This window comes from Micromonospora sp. LOL_024, assembly GCF_048060415.1.
Taxonomy (GTDB): domain Bacteria; phylum Actinomycetota; class Actinomycetes; order Mycobacteriales; family Micromonosporaceae; genus Micromonospora.
In genome coordinates, this window is record NZ_JBHMIS010000017.1 from 83,865 (window position 1) to 104,255 (window position 20,391).

At 72.2% G+C, this 20,391-nt stretch carries 19 protein-coding genes; 14 read left to right on the forward strand and 5 right to left on the reverse strand.

Annotated features, from left to right (window positions below; genetic code table 11):
- Nucleotides 1-14 precede the first annotated feature (14 nt).
- Nucleotides 15-311, forward strand: a complete 297-nt coding sequence (locus ACFHWY_RS18295) for a hypothetical protein (protein WP_416581416.1) — start codon at nt 15-17, stop codon at nt 309-311.
- Nucleotides 312-377: 66 nt separating this feature from the next.
- Here ACFHWY_RS18295 and ACFHWY_RS18300 read toward each other — a convergent pair whose 3' ends face one another.
- Both ACFHWY_RS18300 and ACFHWY_RS18305 read right to left on the reverse strand, forming a co-directional pair.
- Nucleotides 378-1,061: an HD domain-containing protein gene (locus tag ACFHWY_RS18300; protein WP_416581446.1), complete on the reverse strand. Its 684-nt coding sequence runs from the start codon at nt 1,059-1,061 to the stop codon at nt 378-380.
- Between the two features lie 75 nt (nt 1,062-1,136).
- Nucleotides 1,137-2,561: a PLP-dependent aminotransferase family protein gene (locus tag ACFHWY_RS18305; protein ID WP_416581417.1), complete on the reverse strand. Its 1,425-nt coding sequence runs from the start codon at nt 2,559-2,561 to the stop codon at nt 1,137-1,139.
- A 501-nt stretch (nt 2,562-3,062) separates the two neighbouring features.
- On the opposite strand from ACFHWY_RS18305, the gene ACFHWY_RS18310 reads away from it, so the two are divergent.
- The 10 genes from ACFHWY_RS18310 (at nt 3,063) to ACFHWY_RS18355 (ending at nt 12,598) form a co-directional block, all read left to right on the forward strand.
- The gene (locus tag ACFHWY_RS18310) at nt 3,063-4,394 is read left to right on the forward strand and encodes an anthranilate synthase component I family protein (RefSeq protein ID WP_416581418.1); all 1,332 of its coding nucleotides are present in this window, start codon (nt 3,063-3,065) and stop codon (nt 4,392-4,394) included.
- Nucleotides 4,391-4,975, forward strand: a complete 585-nt coding sequence (locus tag ACFHWY_RS18315) for an anthranilate synthase component II (RefSeq protein WP_416581419.1) — start codon at nt 4,391-4,393, stop codon at nt 4,973-4,975. Before ACFHWY_RS18310 ends, ACFHWY_RS18315 begins: the two co-directional genes overlap by 4 nt.
- Nucleotides 4,976-5,098: 123 nt before the next feature.
- Complete coding sequence (locus ACFHWY_RS18320; RefSeq protein WP_416581420.1) at nt 5,099-5,911, forward strand: B3/4 domain-containing protein; 813 nt, start codon at nt 5,099-5,101, stop codon at nt 5,909-5,911.
- Entirely contained in the window at nt 5,908-7,143 is a 1,236-nt protein-coding gene (locus tag ACFHWY_RS18325) for an ATP-grasp domain-containing protein (protein ID WP_416581421.1), read from the forward strand. Before ACFHWY_RS18320 ends, ACFHWY_RS18325 begins: the two co-directional genes overlap by 4 nt.
- Nucleotides 7,134-8,354 (forward strand): MFS transporter, encoded by a 1,221-nt coding sequence (locus ACFHWY_RS18330; RefSeq protein ID WP_416581422.1) that lies wholly within the window; start codon nt 7,134-7,136, stop codon nt 8,352-8,354. Before ACFHWY_RS18325 ends, ACFHWY_RS18330 begins: the two co-directional genes overlap by 10 nt.
- Before the next feature lie 23 nt (nt 8,355-8,377).
- Nucleotides 8,378-9,682: a TrpB-like pyridoxal phosphate-dependent enzyme gene (locus ACFHWY_RS18335; RefSeq protein ID WP_416581423.1), complete on the forward strand. Its 1,305-nt coding sequence runs from the start codon at nt 8,378-8,380 to the stop codon at nt 9,680-9,682.
- A gap of 61 nt (nt 9,683-9,743) precedes the next feature.
- Nucleotides 9,744-10,442 carry a flavodoxin family protein gene (locus ACFHWY_RS18340; RefSeq protein ID WP_416581424.1) on the forward strand — a complete coding sequence of 233 codons (699 nt, stop codon included), beginning with the start codon at nt 9,744-9,746 and terminating at the stop codon, nt 10,440-10,442.
- The gene (locus tag ACFHWY_RS18345) at nt 10,432-10,779 is read left to right on the forward strand and encodes an AraC family ligand binding domain-containing protein (RefSeq protein ID WP_416581425.1); all 348 of its coding nucleotides are present in this window, start codon (nt 10,432-10,434) and stop codon (nt 10,777-10,779) included. The genes ACFHWY_RS18340 and ACFHWY_RS18345 overlap by 11 nt, the downstream gene beginning before the upstream one ends.
- Nucleotides 10,776-11,138: a chorismate mutase gene (locus tag ACFHWY_RS18350; protein WP_416581426.1), complete on the forward strand. Its 363-nt coding sequence runs from the start codon at nt 10,776-10,778 to the stop codon at nt 11,136-11,138. The genes ACFHWY_RS18345 and ACFHWY_RS18350 overlap by 4 nt, the downstream gene beginning before the upstream one ends.
- Nucleotides 11,138-12,598 carry a UbiD family decarboxylase gene (locus ACFHWY_RS18355; protein ID WP_416581427.1) on the forward strand — a complete coding sequence of 487 codons (1,461 nt, stop codon included), beginning with the start codon at nt 11,138-11,140 and terminating at the stop codon, nt 12,596-12,598. Before ACFHWY_RS18350 ends, ACFHWY_RS18355 begins: the two co-directional genes overlap by 1 nt.
- Here ACFHWY_RS18355 and ACFHWY_RS18360 read toward each other — a convergent pair.
- From ACFHWY_RS18360 to ACFHWY_RS18370, 3 genes are all read right to left on the reverse strand, one after another.
- Nucleotides 12,543-14,054: a PLP-dependent aminotransferase family protein gene (locus ACFHWY_RS18360; RefSeq protein WP_416581428.1), complete on the reverse strand. Its 1,512-nt coding sequence runs from the start codon at nt 14,052-14,054 to the stop codon at nt 12,543-12,545. The genes ACFHWY_RS18355 and ACFHWY_RS18360 overlap by 56 nt on opposite strands.
- A 146-nt stretch (nt 14,055-14,200) precedes the next feature.
- On the reverse strand, nt 14,201-15,676 hold the full coding sequence (locus ACFHWY_RS18365) for a S1 family peptidase (protein WP_416581429.1): 1,476 nt from the start codon (nt 15,674-15,676) through the stop codon (nt 14,201-14,203).
- A 325-nt stretch (nt 15,677-16,001) separates the two neighbouring features.
- Complete coding sequence (locus tag ACFHWY_RS18370) at nt 16,002-17,333, reverse strand: MFS transporter (protein ID WP_416581430.1); 1,332 nt, start codon at nt 17,331-17,333, stop codon at nt 16,002-16,004.
- Nucleotides 17,334-17,402: 69 nt separating this feature from the next.
- Between ACFHWY_RS18370 and ACFHWY_RS18375 the strand changes: the two genes are divergently transcribed.
- The 3 genes from ACFHWY_RS18375 to ACFHWY_RS18385 are packed head-to-tail and all read left to right on the forward strand — an operon-like array spanning nt 17,403 to nt 20,265.
- Nucleotides 17,403-18,044, forward strand: a complete 642-nt coding sequence (locus tag ACFHWY_RS18375) for a TetR/AcrR family transcriptional regulator (protein WP_416581431.1) — start codon at nt 17,403-17,405, stop codon at nt 18,042-18,044.
- A 56-nt stretch (nt 18,045-18,100) separates the two neighbouring features.
- The gene (locus ACFHWY_RS18380) at nt 18,101-19,447 is read left to right on the forward strand and encodes a flavin-containing monooxygenase (RefSeq protein ID WP_416581432.1); all 1,347 of its coding nucleotides are present in this window, start codon (nt 18,101-18,103) and stop codon (nt 19,445-19,447) included.
- A gap of 2 nt (nt 19,448-19,449) precedes the next feature.
- The gene (locus ACFHWY_RS18385) at nt 19,450-20,265 is read left to right on the forward strand and encodes an SDR family NAD(P)-dependent oxidoreductase (RefSeq protein WP_416581433.1); all 816 of its coding nucleotides are present in this window, start codon (nt 19,450-19,452) and stop codon (nt 20,263-20,265) included.
- Nucleotides 20,266-20,391 lie beyond the last annotated feature (126 nt).

The following is a 20,391-nucleotide window of genomic DNA, read 5'->3' on the forward strand; positions in this document are numbered from 1 at the left end:
GGAAGGCTTGGGGCATGGGGAACCTCGTCGGGCAGTTGCCCGCGCTGCTGGGAGTGCTGGTCGGTGCCGTCGGCACGATCCTCGCCACGTCGCTGACCGACCGGTCGCGGTGGCGGCGGAGCCAGACGGTGCGCTGGGACGAGCGGCGGCTCGACGCGTACGCCGAGTTCGCGCGGGTGCTCAAGGAGGTGCACACCATCGCCAGCCGGATGATCGGCGGCTATCTCGACCGGGATGAGGCGCTTGTCGCGCTGCTGGTGAGCCGGCTCGACAAGGGACGGAAGCCGCACGGGGTCCCGTCCGAACGGTGACCTTCGGCCGGCTCAGGCCGGCTGGTCGGCTCAGGCCGGGAAGTCGGCTCAGGCCGGGAAGTCGGGTCAGGCTGGGTGGGCGGGCTGATCGAGGATGGCGCTGAAGCGTTCCTCAGCCAGGTCGAGCTGATCCAGGATGTGCTGCTTCACCTGCTCGGAGAGCGGGGTGTCGGCGCGGGTGACGAGGTCGCGGTAGACGGGTACCAGGGGGCGGTACTTGCGGGCCGACGACTCGACCTCCGGGCCGACGGAGTGGATCACGCCGACGCCGTTGTCGGTGAAGTCGGAGATCTTGATGGCCCGGGCCCACGGTCCCCGGTCGAGGCTGGCCGCGACGTGCTCGTGGTACTGCTCGTGGCGGTCCCGGCCCGGATCCCACGGTGGGTTGGTGACGGCGGCGACCAGCCGCGCCACCCGGGTACCGAGACGGTCGGCGAGCTCGGTGAGCGCCGCCGCCGTCGGGTCGGTGCCGGAGAGGTCGGTGCCGGAGGGGGCGGTGGTCAGTTCGGCCAGTTCGGCGGGGTGGTCCTTGACGGCGTCGTGCAGCAGGCCGGCGACGATCACGTAGATGTCGCGTACCTGGTAGTGGTGCAGCATCCGGATCGCCACCCGGAGCAGGTGGTTGAGGTACGGCTCCCGGGATCGTCGGTCGTCGCGGTGCAGCCGGGCGGCCAGCTCCAGGGCGTCGTCGAGGCGTCGTCGACTGTCGGCGTCGAACCCCTCGGTCTCCAGGCGGAACCGCTCCCGCAGCCCGGCCTAGCCATGCATCTCGGTGATCGTGTGCATCGGCATGGTGGCCAGGTAAGGGGCAGCTCCATCCGTCTCTTATAGCCGATCCGCGCCCCTGGTAGGGGGACGGACGGTCACGTCCCGGTACGCGGCTGCGATCGCGGCCAGCCCTCGGTTCAGGGTCGTGCCGGGCAGCCCGGCGTGGCCGATCACCAGCGCCGGCGGCCGATCGTCGTCGCGCACCGCGTAGTAGCGTCCGCCGCGTACCAGCACCGAGTGGCGTCGGGCGGCCTGGACCAGGGCCTGCTCGGCGCATTCTCGCGGGAGCAGCAGGTGGGTCTGGGGTCCGCTCTGCCCGTCCGACATGGTGGCGCCGGGCAGGCGCCGGGTCACGAAGTGGTGTACGGCCAGCCGCCGCTCCTGGATTTCGGCGCGCAGCCGGCGCAGGTGCCGATCGAAGGCGCCGATGTCGATCAGTCGCGCGAAGGTGAGCTGTTCGAGCCCGGAGCAGCCGATGTCCCAGCTGGCGCGGATCCGTTCGGCAGGTCCGGTCAGCGCGGGCGGGGTGGCCATCCAGCCGAGCCGGAGTGCGGGGGCGAGCACCTTGCTGGCGCTGCCGGCGTAGATCACCCGTGCGGGGGAGAGGCTCTGCAGGGCCGGCATCCGCTGGGCCGGCGCGACGAATCCGGCGTTGAAGTCGTCCTCGATGATGTAGCCGTCCACCGCCGCGGCCCAGGCGACCAGCTGTTCCCGACGCCTGGCGCTGAGCACGGCTCCGGTCGGGAACTGGCTGGCCGGTGTGGTGAGTACGGCTCGGACGTCGCTGGCAGCCAGGTCGTCGACGCGGATGCCGTCGCGGTCGACCGGAATCCCGACCGGGCGCAGGCCGGCGTCGGCGATGAACTCCCACTCGCCGGGGTGTCCCGGGTCCTCCACGCCCAGCATGTCGTGGCCGGCGTCGCGTAGCACGCGACAGAGGATCGCCAGTCCCTGAGCGAACCCGGAGGTCATCATCAGATGTTCGGGCCGGGTGCGGACGGCGCGTACCCTGCCCAGGTAGCCGACGAGGGTGTGTCGGGCGGCGGGCAGTCCCGACGGTGGTCCGTAGCCCAGTTCCCGTCGGCTGGCGGAGCTGACCACCGAGCTGACGCAGCGGATCCAGTCCTGGCGGGGGAAGGCGGAGACGTCCGAGCGGCCGGTCCGCAGGTCCACGACCTCGGCCGAGGTGGTCCGGTCGTTGGGGGTCAGCGCGGAACCGACCTCGGCGCGGGCGGCGGCGGCCACCAGCGTGCCGGAGCCGCGCCGGGAGATGAGGTAGCCCTCGGCGCAGAGCTGTTCGTAGGTCTCGACCGCCACACTGCGGGACACTCCGAGGTCCGCGGCGAGTTGACGGCTCGACGGTAGTCGGGTACCCGGGCGCAGCGTGCCCTGTTCGATCTGTCGCCGGACGGCGCTGCGGAGCTGCGCCGCCAGGGTCTCGCGTGAATCGCGGTCAATTGACAGATCTAGATGCCGCGCCAAGTGGTCTTCTCCGTGATCGTCCAAGTGGTATGGACAGGGCGGTATGCGTTTGACGAAAGTGTTTCCCGGCGGTGCAACCGCTCAACCGCCGGCGAATCGGGGCAATCTGCCGTCCGCTTCCAAAGGGGACGCTGGTGCGCGCCGTTCGATGTCGAGTGCCGGTGCGGTTGGTGTGGGCATCTGCGTAGCGGGAGGGGCTCGACCTGCTGTTTCGGGCGGTCGGATCAGCGCCGTCGGGTGCCTGCACCGAGCTGCTCCAGAGGAGGTTTCGTGATGCGTGCGTCGTCTTCCGGGCTGGGTGAACGTCCTATCTGTTCTAATTCGCCGACGCGGCAGCTCACGCCTCCGGTAGGCGTGATTCCGGTTGGTGTGACAGCTGTCACCCTGTCGTCCATCGATCCATTGTCGCTCTACACGGCTTTGTCCGGTAATCACTTTCAGGATGACATTTATCTGTTTGAAAGTTTGGACGGGCCGGATCGGGACCGGCGTGCCGCGGCGGTGGGTTGGGGACGCCTGGCCGAGCTGCGGATCATCGCCGATCGGCTGGAACTGACCGCCGAGGGCATACTCGGCGAGGCCCTCGCCGCAGTCCTCGCGACCGTGTTGGGTGAGCCGATCCAGCGCCGCGCCGACCAAATTGTCTGGCCGGTCGCCGGCCCGCCCGAGATGTGGGCCGCCGTGCGTGCGACGCAGCGCGCCTTCGCGGTGCAGACCACCGCCGACCCGGACAGCTTCGCCTTCGGCTTCCTCACCACGCTCGCCTACGAGGCCGCGCGCGACATGGATGAGCTCACCGTCGAGCGGATGGCCGACGACGTCCCCCGCTGCACGCTGTCGCTGTACCGGCACACCGTCTGGTGGGACCTGCGCGCCGGCACCGTGCACCAGCTCACCAGCACCGGTCCGCACCTGCCGGACGAGCCGGTGCCGCCGGTGGCCGAGTTGGTCGCCGGGCTCCCCGCCGGCCACCGCGACGTGCCAGAGGCGCCGCCGCCCGCCCTGATTCGCGACAACCTGGACGAGGAGACCTTCGCCGCCCGGGTGAAACAGTGCCTGCGGCACATCGAGGTCGGGAACAGCTACCAGATCCAGATCGGCCACCGGATCGAGGTCGAGAGCGACCTCACGCCGTTGCAGGTCTACCGGCGGCTGCGGCATCGCAGCCCGTCGCCGTACATGTACCTGGCGCCCTGGGCCGGGCGCCTCATCATCGGGGCGAGTCCGGAGCTCTTCCTGCGGATCGACGACGGCCGGATCTCGATGCGTCCGATCGCCGGCACCGCCCCCCGCTGCGCCGACCCGGAGACCGACCGGCAGCGGGTGGCGGAGCTGCTGGCCAGCGAGAAGGAGCGGGCGGAGCACGTGATGCTCGTCGACCTGTGCCGCAACGACATCGGCCGGGTCTGTGAGCCGGGCACCCTCAGCGTCGACACGATGCTCGACCCCGAGCCCTTCGCGTACGTGCACCACCTGGTCTCCACGGTCTCCGGTCGGCTCGCCACCGGCACCGACGTGTGGGCGGCGATCTGCGCGGCCTTTCCGGCCGGCACCATGACCGGCGCGCCCAAGCTGCGCGCTATGGAGATCATCGATGGACTGGAGGACGCGCCCCGGGGTGTCTACGCCGGATCCACCGGCCTGGTCGACGTGCGGGGCTTCGCGGTCCTCGCGCTCTGCATCCGCACCGTCGTGCGGGAGGGCCCCCGCTACCACACGCAGGCATCCGCCGGGGTGGTCGCCGACTCCACGCCCCGGGCCGAATGGCGGGAGACCCTGGCCAAGATGAGCGCGAGCTACTGGGCGCTGACCGGCGAGGAGCTGCTGCCGTGAGGGTTCTGCTCGTCGACGCGTACGACAGCTTCACCCACATCATCGACCAGTACCTGCGGACTCTCGGCGCGCAGACCGTGGTGGTCCGTTCCCGGAGCCGGACCGGCGACCAGCTCGCCGCCCTGCGACCGGACGCGGTGGTCCTGGGCCCCGGACCGGGGCATCCCGCCGAGTCCGGGCACGTCCAGCTGGTGCACGCCTTCGCCGGCCGGATCCCGCTGCTCGGCGTCTGCCTGGGCCACCAGGCCGTCGGTCTGGCCTACGGCGGCACCGTCACGGTCGCCCGGCACCTCATGCACGGCAAGACCAGCGGGCTCTCCCACGACGGGCGCGGCGTTTTCGTGGGGGCGCCGACCCCGCTGACGGTCACCCGCTACCACTCGCTCATCGTCGCCGATCCCGTGCCGCCGGAGCTGGAGGTCACCGCCCGGTCCGACGACGACGGCTACGTGATGGGGATACGCCACCGTCGCCTGCCGGTCGAGGGGGTCCAGTTCCATCCGGAGAGCGTGCTGACCGAGGAGGGCTTTCGGCTGTTCGACAACTTCCTGCGTGGCGCAACCACCGCGCTGCCGGCCTGACGGCGGAGCGGGCCGCACCGACGAATTGGACCTACCGTATTCGGCGGGAATTGGTCACAACCGGTGCCCGGCCCGCTGCCTACAGTCGACCCGATCTCCTGACCCGACTCCACGAGGACCACGATGAGCCAGCTTAGAGACGATGCGCACGCCCTTGAGGTCCGCGTTGACGACCGGGTGCTGACGGCCGTGCCGGACTACGTACTCGGCCTGGTAGCCGTGCCGGTGGTGGCGGTCGCGCCAGCGGATCCGGGCGTGTCGGCGCTGCTGACCGCGGCCGAGAACGCGATGCACGGCGCCGGTCTGGACAGGGCGGGCGTGGCGGAGGTGCCGCAGATTGCCGGCTGGCGGGCGGCATACCAGGCGGTCGGGGTGAACCCGAACCGGTTCCCCTGTGCGGCGGAGTCGATCGCCCGTCGGGTCGCCCGGGGGGACCGACTGCCGCGGATCAACTCGCTGGTCGACCTCTGCAACGCGATCTCGCTCGGCGTCGCGATGCCGGTGGCCTCGTGCGCCGTCGGTGGCCTCCCCGACCTCGCCGTCCGGCCCGCCGACGGGACCGAGACCTACCTGCCGCTCGGCAGACCGGAAGCGCCGGAGCGGCCGGAGCCCGGTGAGGTGATCTACGCCGACTCCGCCGGCCGGGCACACTCGCGACGCTGGAACTGGCGCCAGAGCCACCTGATCCGCACCGACCTCGGCCGACACCGGCTGCTGCTCACCATCGAGGCGGCCCACCCGGGCGGCCGGGGGGACGTCCAGGTCGCGACGGCCCTGCTCATTGCCGCGCTGGAAGACCTGATCGGCGGGCCGTACTCCGGGGCCTCGGCGGTACTTGACGCCGGCACGACGAGTGTGGTCCTGTCCACCGCGGCCACTCCCGGCGACGACGCCGCGACCAGCCACGCCACCAGCCACGGAGGTGGTCGCCGGTGACCCGCGCGATCCTCGTGGTCTACCGGCCCGCGGCCGGTCGGTACGCCGCCCAGTTCCACAGCGTGGTGGCGGCGGCCACCGAACTCGGAGTGCGTGCCGTGGTGCTGGTGCCGACCGGGCAGCCGGCCGCCGAGGCTGCCGACCTGCCCTGCTACCAGGCGGACCTCGACGACCGGGAGGCCGTCCGATCGACGGTCAGGGAGATCGTCGCCGCGCACCCGGTAGAAAGGATCTTCCCGCTCTTCGAGGGCGACGTGCTGACCGCCGCGTTCTGTCGGCGGGACCACGACATCCCCGGGCTCGACCCGGAGCAGGCGCTCACCTTCCGGGACAAGAACGTCATGCACCGACGCGCCATCGAGCTGGGCATGGCGGTCGCCCGCTCCGGCCGCCCCGACACCCTGGGCGCGGTCGAGGAGTTCGCCGCCGAGACGGGCTGGCCGGTGGTGGTCAAGCCGTACGCCGGCTGGGCCTGCGGCGACACCTACCGGGTCGACTCGGCCGAGGAACTGGCCCGGATCTGGCCGCTGTTCGCCGACAACCGGCACGACTACCGGGTCGAGGAGTACGTCCGAGGCGTCGAGTACCACGTCGACTCGCTGCTGCGAGCCGGCGAGCCGGTCTTCGAGCAGCTCTCCCGCTACACGTACTCGATCCTGGAGTTCCGCGACGAGCCGGGCGGCACCATCTCCCGCAAACATGATCTGACCTCGGCCGAGCGGCGCGTCCTGGCCGCGAACGCCGCGCTGCTGCGGGGCTTCGGGATGCGCACCGGCGTCGCGCATGTGGAGTTCTTCCTCCGCGACGACGGCGAGGTGCTGTTCGGCGAGGCCGCCGCCCGTGCCGGTGGCGGCTCGATCGTCCCGGCCATCGCGGCCGGTCGGGGAATCAACCTGGCGGGTGAGTGGTGCCGCCTGGAACTCGACCCGGGTCACCTGCCCGCGGCCACCCTCGGGCCCGAGATCGGCACCGAGTACCTCAGCTCCGACCGGTTCGGCCGGATCACCGCGATCACCACGGCGGACGAGCTGCGGGCGCTCGACCCGGTGCTCGACGCGGACGTGTGGAAGAGCGTCGGTGACGTGCTGGCCCCGCCGACAGCCTCCAACGACGTCCTCGGCTGGTATGTCTGCGAGGGCCGCGACTTCGACGAGGTACGCGCCCGGTTCAAGGCCATCCGGGACACCTTCGAGGTGCGCACCGAGCCGGCGGCGGGCACGCCATGTGGGTGAGCCGCTTCCGAGCCCTGCCGCGACCGCTGCGGATGCTCGTCCTCGCCTCCTTCATCAACCGGGCCGGGATGTTCGTCTTCCCGCTGCTGGCGGTCTATCTGGTGCAGAGTCGACAGTTGAGCGTCGGGGAGGCCGGGGCGCTGATCTCCGTGGGCAGCACCGGTCTGCTGGCCGGCAGTCTGCTCAGCGCCGCCGTCTGCGCCCGGGCGGGTCGCCGCGCCGCGCTGGTGTCCAGCCTGCTGCTCAACGCTCTCGGCTACCTCGGCCTGGCCGTGTTCGACGGGCCTCCGTGGACGTACGCGGTACTGCTGTTCGTCGCGCTCGTCGGGATGGGGATGTTCGCGCCTGCGGCCAACACGCTGATCGCCGACCTGACCGAGCCGGAGCAGCGGCCCTTCGCGTACACGGTCAGCTACATCGCCAACAACCTGGGTATGGGTGTCGGCCCGCTGCTCGGCGGCCTGGCGGCGGCCTACTCGTACCACCTGATGTTCGCCGGGAACATCCTGCTCGGTGTGATCGCGGCGATCACCATCCGGCTCTGCGTACCGGCGGACACCCGTCGCCCGACGGCGGCCACCCGCACCACCACCGGTGGGCGGATGGGCCTGCGACGGGACCTCGACGTGGCCGTGGTCGTGGTGGTGTCGTTCTGCTACGTCGCGCCGCTGATCGGCCTGGAGTACACGTTGCCCCTGGCGGTCACCGGCGTGTTGGCGTCGTCGGTCGCGGTGGTCGGCGCGGTCTACACGATCAACAGTCTGGTCGTGGTGGCCGCCGGCATCCTCATCGAGCGGCGGATCAAGGCGTACCAGACCAGGACGCTGTTGATCGTCGCCGGCCTGCTCTGGTCCGCCGGAACGGCCATCCTGGTCTTCGCCTTCTCGTTGCCGGCCGTGCTGCTCTCCACCGTGGTCTGGACGTTGGGGGAGATCATCGCCTCGGTGGTGGTGCCCACCTACATCGCCGACCACGTCGAGCCGGACCGGGTCAGCGCCTTCATGGCCCTCAACGGCTTCGTGCTCAGCGCGGCCCGCCTGGTCGTGCCGCTGGGCCTGGGCCTGGTGTGGCAGACCCAGGGCCACCAGCCCGTGCTCTACCTGCTGTTGCTGACCCCGGCCCTCGGCGTCGCCGCGTTCGCGGTGCTGCGGGTGCGGCCACCCAGCCCGACCCGGCCCACCCCTACCGAGCTGGCCACCACCCGTCCCTGACCACCCTTCGAACCGGAGCGTCCATGACCGTCACAAAGTTCGTCCTGCCGGAGAGTGACATCCCGACGACCTGGTACAACGTGGTGCCAGACCTGCCCAAAGGGCTGCCCCCGATGCTCCATCCGGGCACCCGCGAGCCGATCACCCCGGCTGATCTCGCACCGCTCTTTGCCGCCGGCCTGATCGAGCAGGAGTTCTCCACCGAGCGGGACGTGGAGATCCCCGGCCCGGTGCTGGACATCTACCGGCAGTGGCGACCCAGCCCGCTCGTCCGGGCCCACCGCCTCGAACGCAGCCTGGACACCCCGGCCCGCATCTACTTCAAGTACGAGGGGGTGAGCCCGGCCGGTAGCCACAAGCCGAACACCGCCGTCCCGCAGGCGTACTACAGCAAGCAGGACGGCGTCCGCCGGCTGACCACCGAGACCGGCGCCGGTCAGTGGGGCAGTTCGCTGTCGATGGCGTGTGCGTACTTCGACCTCGACTGCGAGGTCTTCATGGTGCGGGTCAGCTACGACCAGAAGCCGTACCGGCGGGGGCTGATGGAGACGTTCGGCGCGTCGGTGACCGCCAGCCCCAGCGAGCGTACGGCGGCCGGCCGGGAGGCCCTCGCCGCCGACCCGCACTCCACCGGCAGTCTCGGGCTGGCCATCTCCGAGGCGGTGGAGGCGGCGCTGCACAGCGGCGGCGAGGCCCGGTACTCGCTCGGGTCGGTGCTCAACCTGGTGCTGATGCACCAGACGATCATCGGCCAGGAGGCGCTGCTCCAGATGGGGATGGCCGACGACTACCCGGATGTGGTGATCGGCGCGGCCGGTGGCGGCTCCAACTTCGCCGGTCTGGCTCTGCCGCTGCTGCGCCGGCAGTTCGAGGGCGGGCCGACCGTGCGGTTCGTCGCGGTGGAACCGGCGTCCTGCCCGTCGCTGACCGGGGGCGCCTACGACTACGACTTCGGGGACACCGCCGGCCTGACCCCGCTGGCCAAAATGCACACCCTGGGGCACACCTTCCGGCCGCCCGCGATCCACGCGGGCGGGCTGCGCTATCACGGTATGGCGCCGATCGTCAGCGCGCTGCGGGAGCTCGACCTGGTCGAGGCGCGGGCGGTGACCCAGACGGCCTGCTTCGAGGCCGGCGTGCTCTTCGCCCGCAGCGAGGGGATCGTGCCCGCGCCGGAGTCCACGCACGCCGTCCGGGTGGCGGTGGACGAGGCGTTGCGTTGCCGGGAGACCGGCGAGTCGAAGGCGATCGTCTTCTCGCTCTCCGGGCACGGCCACTTCGATATGCAGGCGTACATCGACTACTTCGCCGGGAAGCTGACGGACTGAACCCGGGCGGCCGGGCCGCGGTGTGGCGGCCCGGCCGCCCGATGAGTGTTCGGGGGTACGAGTGCACAGCGAAGAAGCAACCATACTGGCCATCAACGGCTCCGAACGGCCCGGCGGCAACACCGACCTCGCGATCGAGTACGCAGGACGCCTGATCTCCGCACGCGGTGCCGTCCTGCGCGCCGTCCGGCTGCGCGACCACCGGATCTCGCCGTGCAGCCCGTGCGGCGACTGCAACAGCCGTACCACGCTCTGCCAGCTCGACGACGACGTGCCCGCCCTGGTGGAGCAGATGATCCACGCCGACGGGCTGATCTACGCCGCGCCCGTGCACGCCTTCGGCCTGGCGCATCTCATGCAGGTCTTCATCGAGCGGGTGGGGGTGGGGTACCTGCGCTTCAACCGGCCGCTGGCCGACAAGGTCGGCGGCGTCATCGTCACCGGCCGCCGGTACAGCGACTCCTCGGTGCACAACCAGATCGTCAACAACTTGTTGCTCAACCGGATGATCCTGGTCGGCAGCGGCTTTCCCGTGCTGCTGCGCAACACCACCGGCAAGCCCGGCCTCGCCGACGCCGAGGGTGTGGACGCGCTGGAACGGATGGTCAACCGGATGCTCGACATGGTGCACCTGCTCAGGCGGCACCAGCGGGCCACCGGCGGCAGCGTACTGCCGCGGTTGGACCGCAACGAACGCGTTCCGCGCCAACGCCCGGGCGGATTCGCCTCGACCAGAGGAGATATCGAGAATGTCCACTGAACAGGCCACCGCACCGGTCGGCATCGACTTTCCGGCGGCGAAGTGGGAGAAGTGGGAGAAGCCGGGCGCCGAGGGGCGAGTGAAAATCGCGTACGTCGGCGGTCAGCGGCTGCGCCTGCTGGAACTGCCCGCCGGCTTCGACGAGCACCACTGGTGCCTGCGGGGACACACCGGCTACGTGCTCCGGGGCGAGTTCACCATCCACTTCCGGGACCGCTCGGTGCCCTGCCGGCCCGGCATGGGGTTCGTCATCCCCGACGACGAGGAGCACCGTTCCCAGGGCAGCAACGCCGAGCCCACCGTCGTGTTCGTGATCGACGAGGTAGCCCAGCCATGAGCCAGCAGAAGGGGGGCGCGACTCCGGCCGGCGTCACCCCGGCCAGCGCCGACGGTCCGGCCCGGATCGCCGAACTGCGCACCACCATCGACGATCTCGACCGGCGGATCGTCGGTTTGCTGGCGGAGCGTACCCGGGTGGTCCGCGAGTTGACCGTGCACAAGACCGACGAGCCGACCGTCCGGTCCCCGGACCGGGTGCGGCAGGTCCTGGGTCGGGTGCACGACCTCGCCGTGGGGCACGACATGCCGCCCGAGGTGGCGGTCGCCGCCTACCGTGCGCTGATCGACGAGCTGACCCGGATGCAGCTGCACATGCTGGCCGACCGCGGTGCCGCAGCCGGGCCGCAGGGGCAGTGATGGCCGGCCGCGCGCCCACCGACCTGCGACACGCCCTGGCCTGCCTCGACCCGCTCCCCGGCGAGTTGGTCCGGGTCACCGAGGAGCTGCCGGCCCGGTTCGGTGTCTCCGCCCGCTACGCCCGCTGGGCCGGGGCGCCCGCCGCCCCACCGACCGGCCCCGGCCCGGCGGTGCTCTTCGACCGGGTACGCCCGGAGCACGGCCCGACCCGGGCCGTGCTGATGGGCCTCTACGGCACCCGCCGCCGGGCCGCCGGTCTGCTCGGCTGCACCCCGGCCGAGCTGCCGCACCGGCTGCTTGCGGCGGTCCGGTCGCCGCACCCGCCGGTGCCCGCCGTCGACCCGGCCGGCTGGCCGCGCGAGGAGCTGCCACTCGATCTCACCGCCCTGCCGGTGCCGGTGCTCACCGACGAGGACGCGGGACCGTACCTGACCCTCGGCGCGGTGCTCGCCACCGATCCGGAGACGGGGGTACGGAACCTCTCCGTGCACCGGATGTGCGTGCAGGGACCGGACACCCTCACCATCTGGATGGTGCCCGGGCGGGACCTCGAACTCGCCTACCGGGCCGCCCTGCGCCGGGGCGCTCCGCTGCCGGTGGCGATCCATCTCGGGCTGGGCCCGGCGGTGCTGCTCTCCTCCTGCTGCCCGACCGCGCTGGTGCCGCCCGGCATCGACGAGCTGGCGGTGGCGGGTGCCCTGGCCGGACAGCCGGTGGAGCTGCTGCGGTGCCGGACGGTGGACGCCGAGTTCATCGCCAACGCCGAGTACGTCATCGAGGGTGAGCTGCTGGCCGAGACGGCGCCGGAAAGCCCGCACGGCGTCGTGGCCACCCCGGAGTTTCTCGGCTACCAGGGGCGGGCACATCCGTCGTTGCCGCTGGTGCGGGTCACCGCGATCACCGCCCGGGATCGGCCCATCCTGCAGGCCGTCTCCGGCCCCGGGCACGAGCAGTCGGTGCTGCTGGGCTTCGGCATGGAGGCGGCCGTGCTGGATCTGCTGGCGCGCCGGGGTACGCCGGTGCGGGCGGCGCACTGCCACACGGCCGGCGGCGGTCAGCTGATGGTGGTGCTCCAGTGGCCGGCGAAGTGTGGCCCAGAGGACGACGGCACGGTACGTGCCGCCGCCGAGGCGGTGCTGACGCAGTTCCGGATGGCCAAGCTGGTGCTCTGCGTCGACGAGGACGTCGACGTCGAGTCCGACCAGGACCTGTGGTGGGCGATGGTCACCCGGTTCCAGGCCGACCTGGACATGGTCGTACTGCCCGACCGGGAGGGCTTCGCCCTCGACCCGAGCCAGCACACCGGCTACTCCCGAGCCGTCTCCGCCGACGGGCGGACCGCCAAGGCGGTCTTCGACTGCACCGTCCCGTACGCGCAGCGTGCCCGGTTCCGGCGGCCCCGGTTCACCGAGCTGTCACCTCCCGCACCGCGGCGGCCAGCAGCGCCACTCCCTCGGTGATCCGGGTGGTGGACAGCGCCGCGTACCCGATCAGGAAGGTCGGCTCCACCGGCGGCCGGATGGCGAAGTATCCCGAGGCGGGGTAGATCTGCAGGCCGCGCGCTGCCGCGGCACGCACGATCTGTGCCTCGTCCGGGACGGGCAGGTCGCTCAGGGACACCAGTACGTGCAGCCCGGCCGCCGCGCCGGAGATCCGCACGCCCGCGCCGAAGTGCCGGTAGAGCGCCTCCAGCAGTCGGGCCCGACGCTGCCGGTACAGGCGGTCCATCCGGCCGATGTGCCGGGCGTAGGCGCCGGAGTCGACGAACTCGGCCAGTGCCAACTGGGTCACCGTCGGCGTCAGCCGATCGGTGATCCACTTCACGCCGAGGAACGGCCGTACCAGGTGCGGCGGCAGCACCGCGTATCCGATGCGCAGCGACGGGAAGAGTGTCTTGCTGAAGCTGCCCACGTAGACCACATCCGCGTCCTGCGGGTCGGCGGCCACCGCCGACAGCCGCTCCGGGCCGAAGCTGAACTCGTTGTGGTAGTCGTCCTCCAGCACCGTGGCGCCGTGCGCGTGGGCCCAGCGCAGCAGCGCCCGCCGCCGCCGCTGCGACATGACGAACCCGGTGGGGAACTGGTGCGACGGCGTGACGTAGACCAGACGGACCCGCGCCGGATGGTGGCCCTGCGCGCGTACCCGGTCGCTGATCTCGTCGACCAGCAGGCCCTCCTCGTCCACCGGCACCGGCACCACCGCCGCCCGGGAGTAGCCGAAGATCTGCCGCAGCACGGTGTGGCTGGGATCCTCGATGACCACCACCTCGTCCGGGCCGACGAGCAGCCGGACCAGGATGTCCATCGCCTGAGTGGCGCCGCTGGTCACCACGGTCTGTTCCGGTGCCGCGCCGAACGCCCGGCTGCGCCGTAGCAGCGCGGCGATCTGGGCGCGCAGTTCCGGCGCGCCCTCGGCCGGGCCGTAGCCCAGTGCGGCGGTGTCGGCGCGGCTGACCGCCTCCGCCAGCGCCTGCCGCCAGCGGGTGACCGGGAAGCTGGCCAACGCCGGGGTGCCGTGCCGGAAGTCGTACGCCGGTTGGGGTCGCTGCATCGGTGCCGGCTCCCACGGCTTCCACAGCGGGCTGCCTGCGTCGGTGGGTAGCGGTGGCTCCGGTCGCAGCGGCGCCCGGACGGCCGGTCCCGCCTCGCGCCGCGCCTCGGGCAGATGGCCACTGACCCGGGTGCCGGACCCGCGTCGGGAGGCCAGTACCCCCTTCGCGCGCAGCAGCTCGTATGCCCGGGTCACCACGGTGCGGGAGACCCCGAGCTGGTATGCCAGTTCCCGGCTGGGTGGCACCGGGTCGCCGGGTCGCAGCCGGCCGGACCGCACGGACCCGCTGATCTGCTCGCAGAGCTGCTGTTGCAGCGACACCGGACTGGCGCGGTCGAGTACGACGAGAAGCTGCGACGAACTCACCCGCGTATGATCCCCCGATCGGTGGCGGGATGCTGTCACCGGGCGGGGCGAGCGCCCCGCTGGGCTACCGGAGCCGTCGCCACGCCGACACGGCGGCGGGGTGCGGGTCTGGTGATCCGCACCCCGCCGCCGTCGTCACGGTCGGCTCAGGGGTTGGTGATGCCCAGCGTGTAGCTGCCGGAGCCGCTGTACGCGTGCACCTCGAAGCGGTAGTAGCCCGCGGTGCCGTTGTAGGTCAGCGACTCGTCGGGTCCGGCGCTGTACGAGCCGGCCACGTCGACCCACGTGGACCCGCTCCACTTCTGCAGGTACAGGTCGAAGTCGACCCCCGTCGGCCCGTCGAGGCAGCCGCGGTGGGTACCCGAGGAGGACGAGTAGTAGTAGCTGCCGTTCGGCTGGTACCGGCTCTGGCCGGAGGAGATGCTGCCGGTGTAGGTCGACTCGTAGCCGCTGCACCCGGTGGGCGGCGGCGGCTCGCCACCACCACTGGTGCGCAGCGTCAGGCCGTACGCCGAGAGGATCTCGTTGACCGGCTGGAAGTAGGTGGTCCCGCCGGACGAGCAGTTGCCGGAGCCGCCGGAGGTCACGCCCTGCGCCTGCTGGCCGGCCAGCCACGATCCGCCCGAGTCGCCCGGCTCGGCGCAGGCGTTGGTACGGGTCAGTCCGCTGACCGAACCTTCGGCGTAGTTGACGGTCTGGTTTTTGGCCTGGATGGTGCCGCACCGCCAGCCGGTGGTCGAGCCGGAGCGGCAGACGGCCGCGCCGATGGCGGCCTCGGTGGAGCCGGCCACGGTGACGTTGCCGCCGGAGTAGTTGTTCACCCACGGCTGCGGGGTCCAGTTGGAGTTGGTCTGCACCCAGGCGTAGTCGTTGCCGGGGAACGACGAGCCGCGGAAGGTGCCCTGGGCCACCTGGTTGTAGCCCTGGGTGGCGGTGCCGGTGCGGCCGCAGTGCCCGGCGGTGACGAAGCCGCCGGTCACGGAGAAGCCGACCGAGCAGCGCCCGCCCATGTAGTAGGCGTCGCCGCCGCGGACGTCGTAGAGCGGCTGCGGGGACTCGGTGGTGGTGACCACCCGGACGGCGGCGGTGTCGACTCGGCTCGCGCGGACGAACGCCGAGGCGGCGGCCGTGTCGCCGGTGGCGAGCACCACGACGGTGTTGGTGGTGACGTCCACGTACCAGCCGGGGACCTTGCCGGCCGGTGCCTTGGCGGCGTGGCGGTCCAGGGTGGCCTTGACCCGGTCGAGTTCGGCGCCGCTACGAGCGACGATGGTCGCTCGCGCGCCGGCGGCCTTGACCCGGTTGGCCGCGGCCTTCGCGGTGACGGCGACGACCAGGCCGTCGGCGGTCATCCAGCCGCCGGCGTACGACGAGCCCAGCGAACGGCGCAGGCTGGCGTCCGTCCGGGTGCCCTTGTCGTCCCGGGCGATCCGGTTTCGGGCCTGGGTGGGGTCCAGGCCGAGGTCGCGCCGCATCGCGGTGAGCATCTCCGGCGACGCGGCTGCCGCGGTGGCGGCGGCCGGGGTGGCTGGCGGGGCCGCGGCGGCGGGGGTTGCCGCGACGGCGATGGCACCGACCGGCAGCAGGATAGCTGCTGCCGCGAGGGTGAGACTTCGTCTCATTTACTGCCTCCTGAGCGTTGGCGGCGGCGCGGAAACGGGGTTGCGCCGCAGGCGGAGCGGTGGCGTCCCGCTGCGCCGTGCCTCGTGGCTCGGGGTTTGGCGGCGGCGCTGCGGGTGCCGGTGCCCACTGGCCTGGCTGGTGCCGCAACCGCTCGTCGTCTCGGGTTCGGGCGCCGGCCAAACCAGGTGGACCACTGCCAACCTAACCCGACGTGATAGAAGAAAATCTATACTGTTTGCCTCATACCAAGCAGCTTTCCCCGCTTCACCTGCCCGGTCGTGCTCGGCCGAGATTCCGGTGCCCCGCTCCGGTGGCCGGATCGGCTCACCGCAGTGTGCGGTCCAGTGTGTATTTGCGTTGCAGCAGCATCGCCACGACCATCAGGGCCGCCGGCACCAGCCCGAACCCGAGCCGGATCATCGTGTGCGCGGACTCGGGCTGCACGACCTGGGTGTCCGCGGTGCTGGCCAGGAATCCGCCGATGGCCAGGCAGGCGGAGTACACGTAGGGGCCGAGCGCACCCCCGGTCGCCTCGGCCGCGGTCCACACGCCGGTGTACGTGCCGGCCCTGGTGGTGCCGCCGACGCCGCCGACGCGGATGACGTCCGGGACCATCGAGAACGGCAGCAGCTGCATGGCGGCGAACGCGATCCCGAGCACCGCGACCGCGCCGATCAGCACGGGCAGGCCGGCGGCGTCGCCGAGGGCCAGCACGAGCGAACCGAGTATGAAGGCACCCTGCGCGACCAGCAGCCCGGGCTGCTTGCCGATGCGGCGGGCGACGACGACCCAGATCGGGGTGGCGACCAGCGCCGGTGCGACGAACGCGGCGACCAGCACGGTGGTCAGGCCGGGCCGCCCGAGTTCGTACGTGGTGAAGTAGGGCACCGCCGCCAGCACCAGGTGGGTGGTGGTCGACATGGTCAGGTAGGAGCCGACCAGCCAGCGGAACTGCGGGTCGCGCAGTGCGACGAGCAGGGTACGCAGGCCGGCCGGGCCTCGGCCGGCGGAGGTGACCGGGGTCGGTGCGGCGATGGTCAGGCGCCGGGTGCCGCCGACGCCGACCAGCATGGCGGCCAGCATCGAGACGCCGAGCAGGAGCCCCATCAGGGCGTAGCCGCCGCGGGTTGGTTCCTCCCGGCCGGTCAGGATGGGCGCGAGTACGCCGCTGAGCAGGATGCCGACGGTGAGCAGCACCATCCGGAAGCCCATCAGCCGGGTGCGCTCGTGGTAGCCGATGGCGAGGTCGGCGGGGGTGGCCAGGTATGGCACCTGGTACGCCGCGAACAGCAGGTTGCCCGCGACGAACGCGACGGCCACCCAGGCCGCCGCCGGGCCGCCGGTGAGCCGGCCCGGCACCAGGAACAGCGCGGCGAACGCGAGCGGCAGCGCGCAGCCGGCCGTCATGAGCGTCCGGCGGTGGCCGTGCCGGGACAGGTCGGTGTCGGACAGGTGCCCGATCCAGGGGTGCAGCAGCACGTCGGCGATCTTCGGTACCAACAGGACGAGGCCGGCCACCAGCGGCGTCACGGCCAGCACGTCGGTGAGGAAGAAGAGCAGCAGCAGGCCCGGCACGGTGACCCAGGTGCCCATGCCCAGGGAGCCGCCGGCGAAGGCCAGCATGCCGCCGCGGGGGAGCCGCGCCGTCTCGTCCATGCCGTCTCCTCGCCACGCCGCCCGGACCGTTATCCAACGTGCGCTGGATAGTAGGGCACGATGGGGCGCATGACCACACCCCGACGGGGCCCGGGTCGCCCCCGGCGTGCCGAGCAGCGCCACACCGCCGACCTGATCGTCGAGACCGCGGCGGGCCTGTTCGCGCGGCGCGGCTTCGACGCGGTCGGCATGCGTGGGATCGCTGCGGCCTGCGGCGTGGATGTCGCCACCGTGCACCACCACGTGGGTACCAAGGCGGCGCTGTACGAGTCCTGTTTCGCGCGGGTGTTCGCCGCGGAGAGCGAGGCGTTGGCCCGGGCCGTGGCCGCCGCCCGGCAGGGCCTCGGCGCCGGGCCCGAGGCGGCTCTGACCGCGCTGCACGGCCTGGTCGACGTGTTCGTCGACTTTCTGGAGGATCACCCGGAGACCACCGGCCTGTGGCTGCGCCGCTGGCTCGAACCGGACCGGCATGCCGATCTCGACGAGCGCTACTCAACTCCGCTCTACCGGGCCGTCGAGCAGGTGCTGACCGAGGCCGACGCGGCCGGCGTGCTCACCGAGCCCCAGCCACACCTGGCCGTCCGCAGCCTGGTCTGGTCCGTCCACGCGCACGTGGTCGACCTGCTCGCCGGCTCCGACGGCGCGCGACGCCGCCGGGAGTTCCGTGACTTCGCCCACCGATGGCTCGACCGCATGTACGCCCGCCCTTGACGTGGGCCCGGGTCGGGCGCAATATCCACCAGACGTTGGATTTTCTGGAGGGGTGCATGCAGCCACGCGTCGCGGTGATCGGCGCCGGCCCGGCCGGGCTGGCCACGCTCAAGGCCCTGGCCGACCGGGGGGTGCCCGCCGTCGGCTTCGACGCCGCGCCACAGGTCGGCGGTCTGTGGGTGTACGACGCGCCGCACTCCCCGGCGTACCGCACCCTGCACCTGAACACCTCGCGGACCCGCACCGAATTCGCGGACCTGCCCATGCCGACCGACTGGCCGGACTATCCCGACCACACCCGCGTCGCCGGCTACCTGCACGACTACGCCCAGCACTTCGGCCTGCTGGACGCGATCCGGCTGGGGCACACCGTCACCCGGGTCGCCCGCGACGGCACGCGCTGGCGCGTCGACGCGGCCGGCCCGGACGGCGTGACCACCGCACACGTCGAGGCGGTCGTCGTCGCCAACGGCCACAACAGCCGACCCAGACACCCCGCGCCCGCCTACCCGGGTCGGCTCACCGCCGACCAACTGCACAGCCACGACTACCGTGACCCCGAGCAGCTCACCGGGCGGCGGGTACTGGTCGTCGGTGGCGGCAACTCGGCCATGGACATCGCCGTCGACGCCTCCCACGTCGCGTCGGGCACCCTGCTGTCGCTGCGTCGCGGGGTGTGGATCGTGCCCAAACACCTGCTCGGCCGGCCGTCGGACACCCTCAACGGCGCGCTGGCCACGCGTCTGCCGTGGCGGCTGCGCCAGCGCCTCAGCCAGCGCATGCTGCGGCTGTCCGTCGGCCGTCCGGAGAGGTACGGCCTGCCCGCGCCGCGACACGGCCTCCTCCAGGACCATCCCACCCTGTCAGACTCGCTGCTGTCCCGGATCAGCCATGGCGAGATCGGCGTACGCCCCGCCATCGCACGCTTCGACGGCGACCGCGTCCACTTCGCCGACGGCGCCACCGACGCGGTCGACCTGGTCGTCTGGTGCACCGGGTACGACATCGACCTGCCGTTCCTCGAACCGGCGCTGCTCGGCGACGGCGCCGACCGGCTGCCCCTGTACCGGCACGTGTTCCACCAGCAGGCGCCGGGCCTGATGTTCGTCGGACTGATGCAGTCCACCGGCTCGGCGCTGCCGGTGGTCGAGGCGCAGGCCCGGCTCGTGGCCGCGTACCTGGCCGGGGAGTACGCGCTGCCCACCCCCGCCGAGCAGGTTGCCGACATCGTCGCGGAGCTGCGGGCCGCCCGCGCCCGCTGGGGCGACCGCCGCCCCGCCATGCGCATCGACTTCGACGCCTACCTCGCCCGCGCGGCGAAGGAGTTGTCCGACGGGGCGGCCCGGGCCCGCCGCGGCCGGGGCGTTCGCTGGCACCGCAGCGAAGACGTCCGGGAGAGCTGACGATGACCACCCTCGACGGCAGGCGGGTCATCGTCACCGGCGCCAACGGCACCCTGGGCCGGCTGCTGTGCGCGCGGCTGGCGCTGGCCGGCGCGAGGGTCGTCGGTCTCGACCTGCGCGCCGGTGACGCCGGCCAGACCCCGGTGATCGCCTGCGACCTCACCGACGCCGCCGCCGTACCCACCGCGGTCGGGCAGGCGATCGAGAGCCTCGGCGGCCTCGACCTGCTGGTCAACAACGCCGGTGTCGGCGGGCCCGCCCCGGCCGAACTGCCACCCGGCGGGCCGGCCCGCCGGCAGGTGGAGGTGAACCTGATGGCGGCGTGGCACACCACCGCCGCAGCCGTCCCGGCCCTGGAACGCAGCCGAGGCCGGATCGTCTTCGTCGCCAGCCGGATGGCCCTGCTCCCGCTCCCACTGGCCGCCGGGTACGGGGTCAGCAAGCGCGCGCTGGTCGCATACGCCGACGCGCTGCGCCTGGAGGTCGGCTCCCACGTCGGGGTCAGTGTGGTCTACCCGAGCATGGTCGCGTCGCCGATCCACGACGCCTCGGCGGCGGCCGGCCTCTCCCTGGAGGGCGTCGCCCGCTACGAGCCCGCCGAGGGTGTGGTCGACACGATCCTGCGGGCGACGACCGCCCGCCGGGCCCCGCGCGACGTGGCCACCACCGGCCGTGGCCGCATCGAACTCTTCCTGGCCCGGCACCTGCCGTCGGTCGCGGACGCGCTCGTACGCCGCACCATCGCCGGGCGCATCGCCGCCGGAGACCTCGACCGGGCGCCGCTGGCCGAGGGGATGCGCCGCCGCGCGGGCCACTGATCCGGTCGAACGCCCGGCCGCGCCGCGGCTTCGATCGATCCCCCCTGTCGGGCATCCGGCAACCTGCCGTCCACCCGCCGTCAACCAGGATTCCGCTCGGCGCCGATAGCGTGCGGTCCTCCGTGT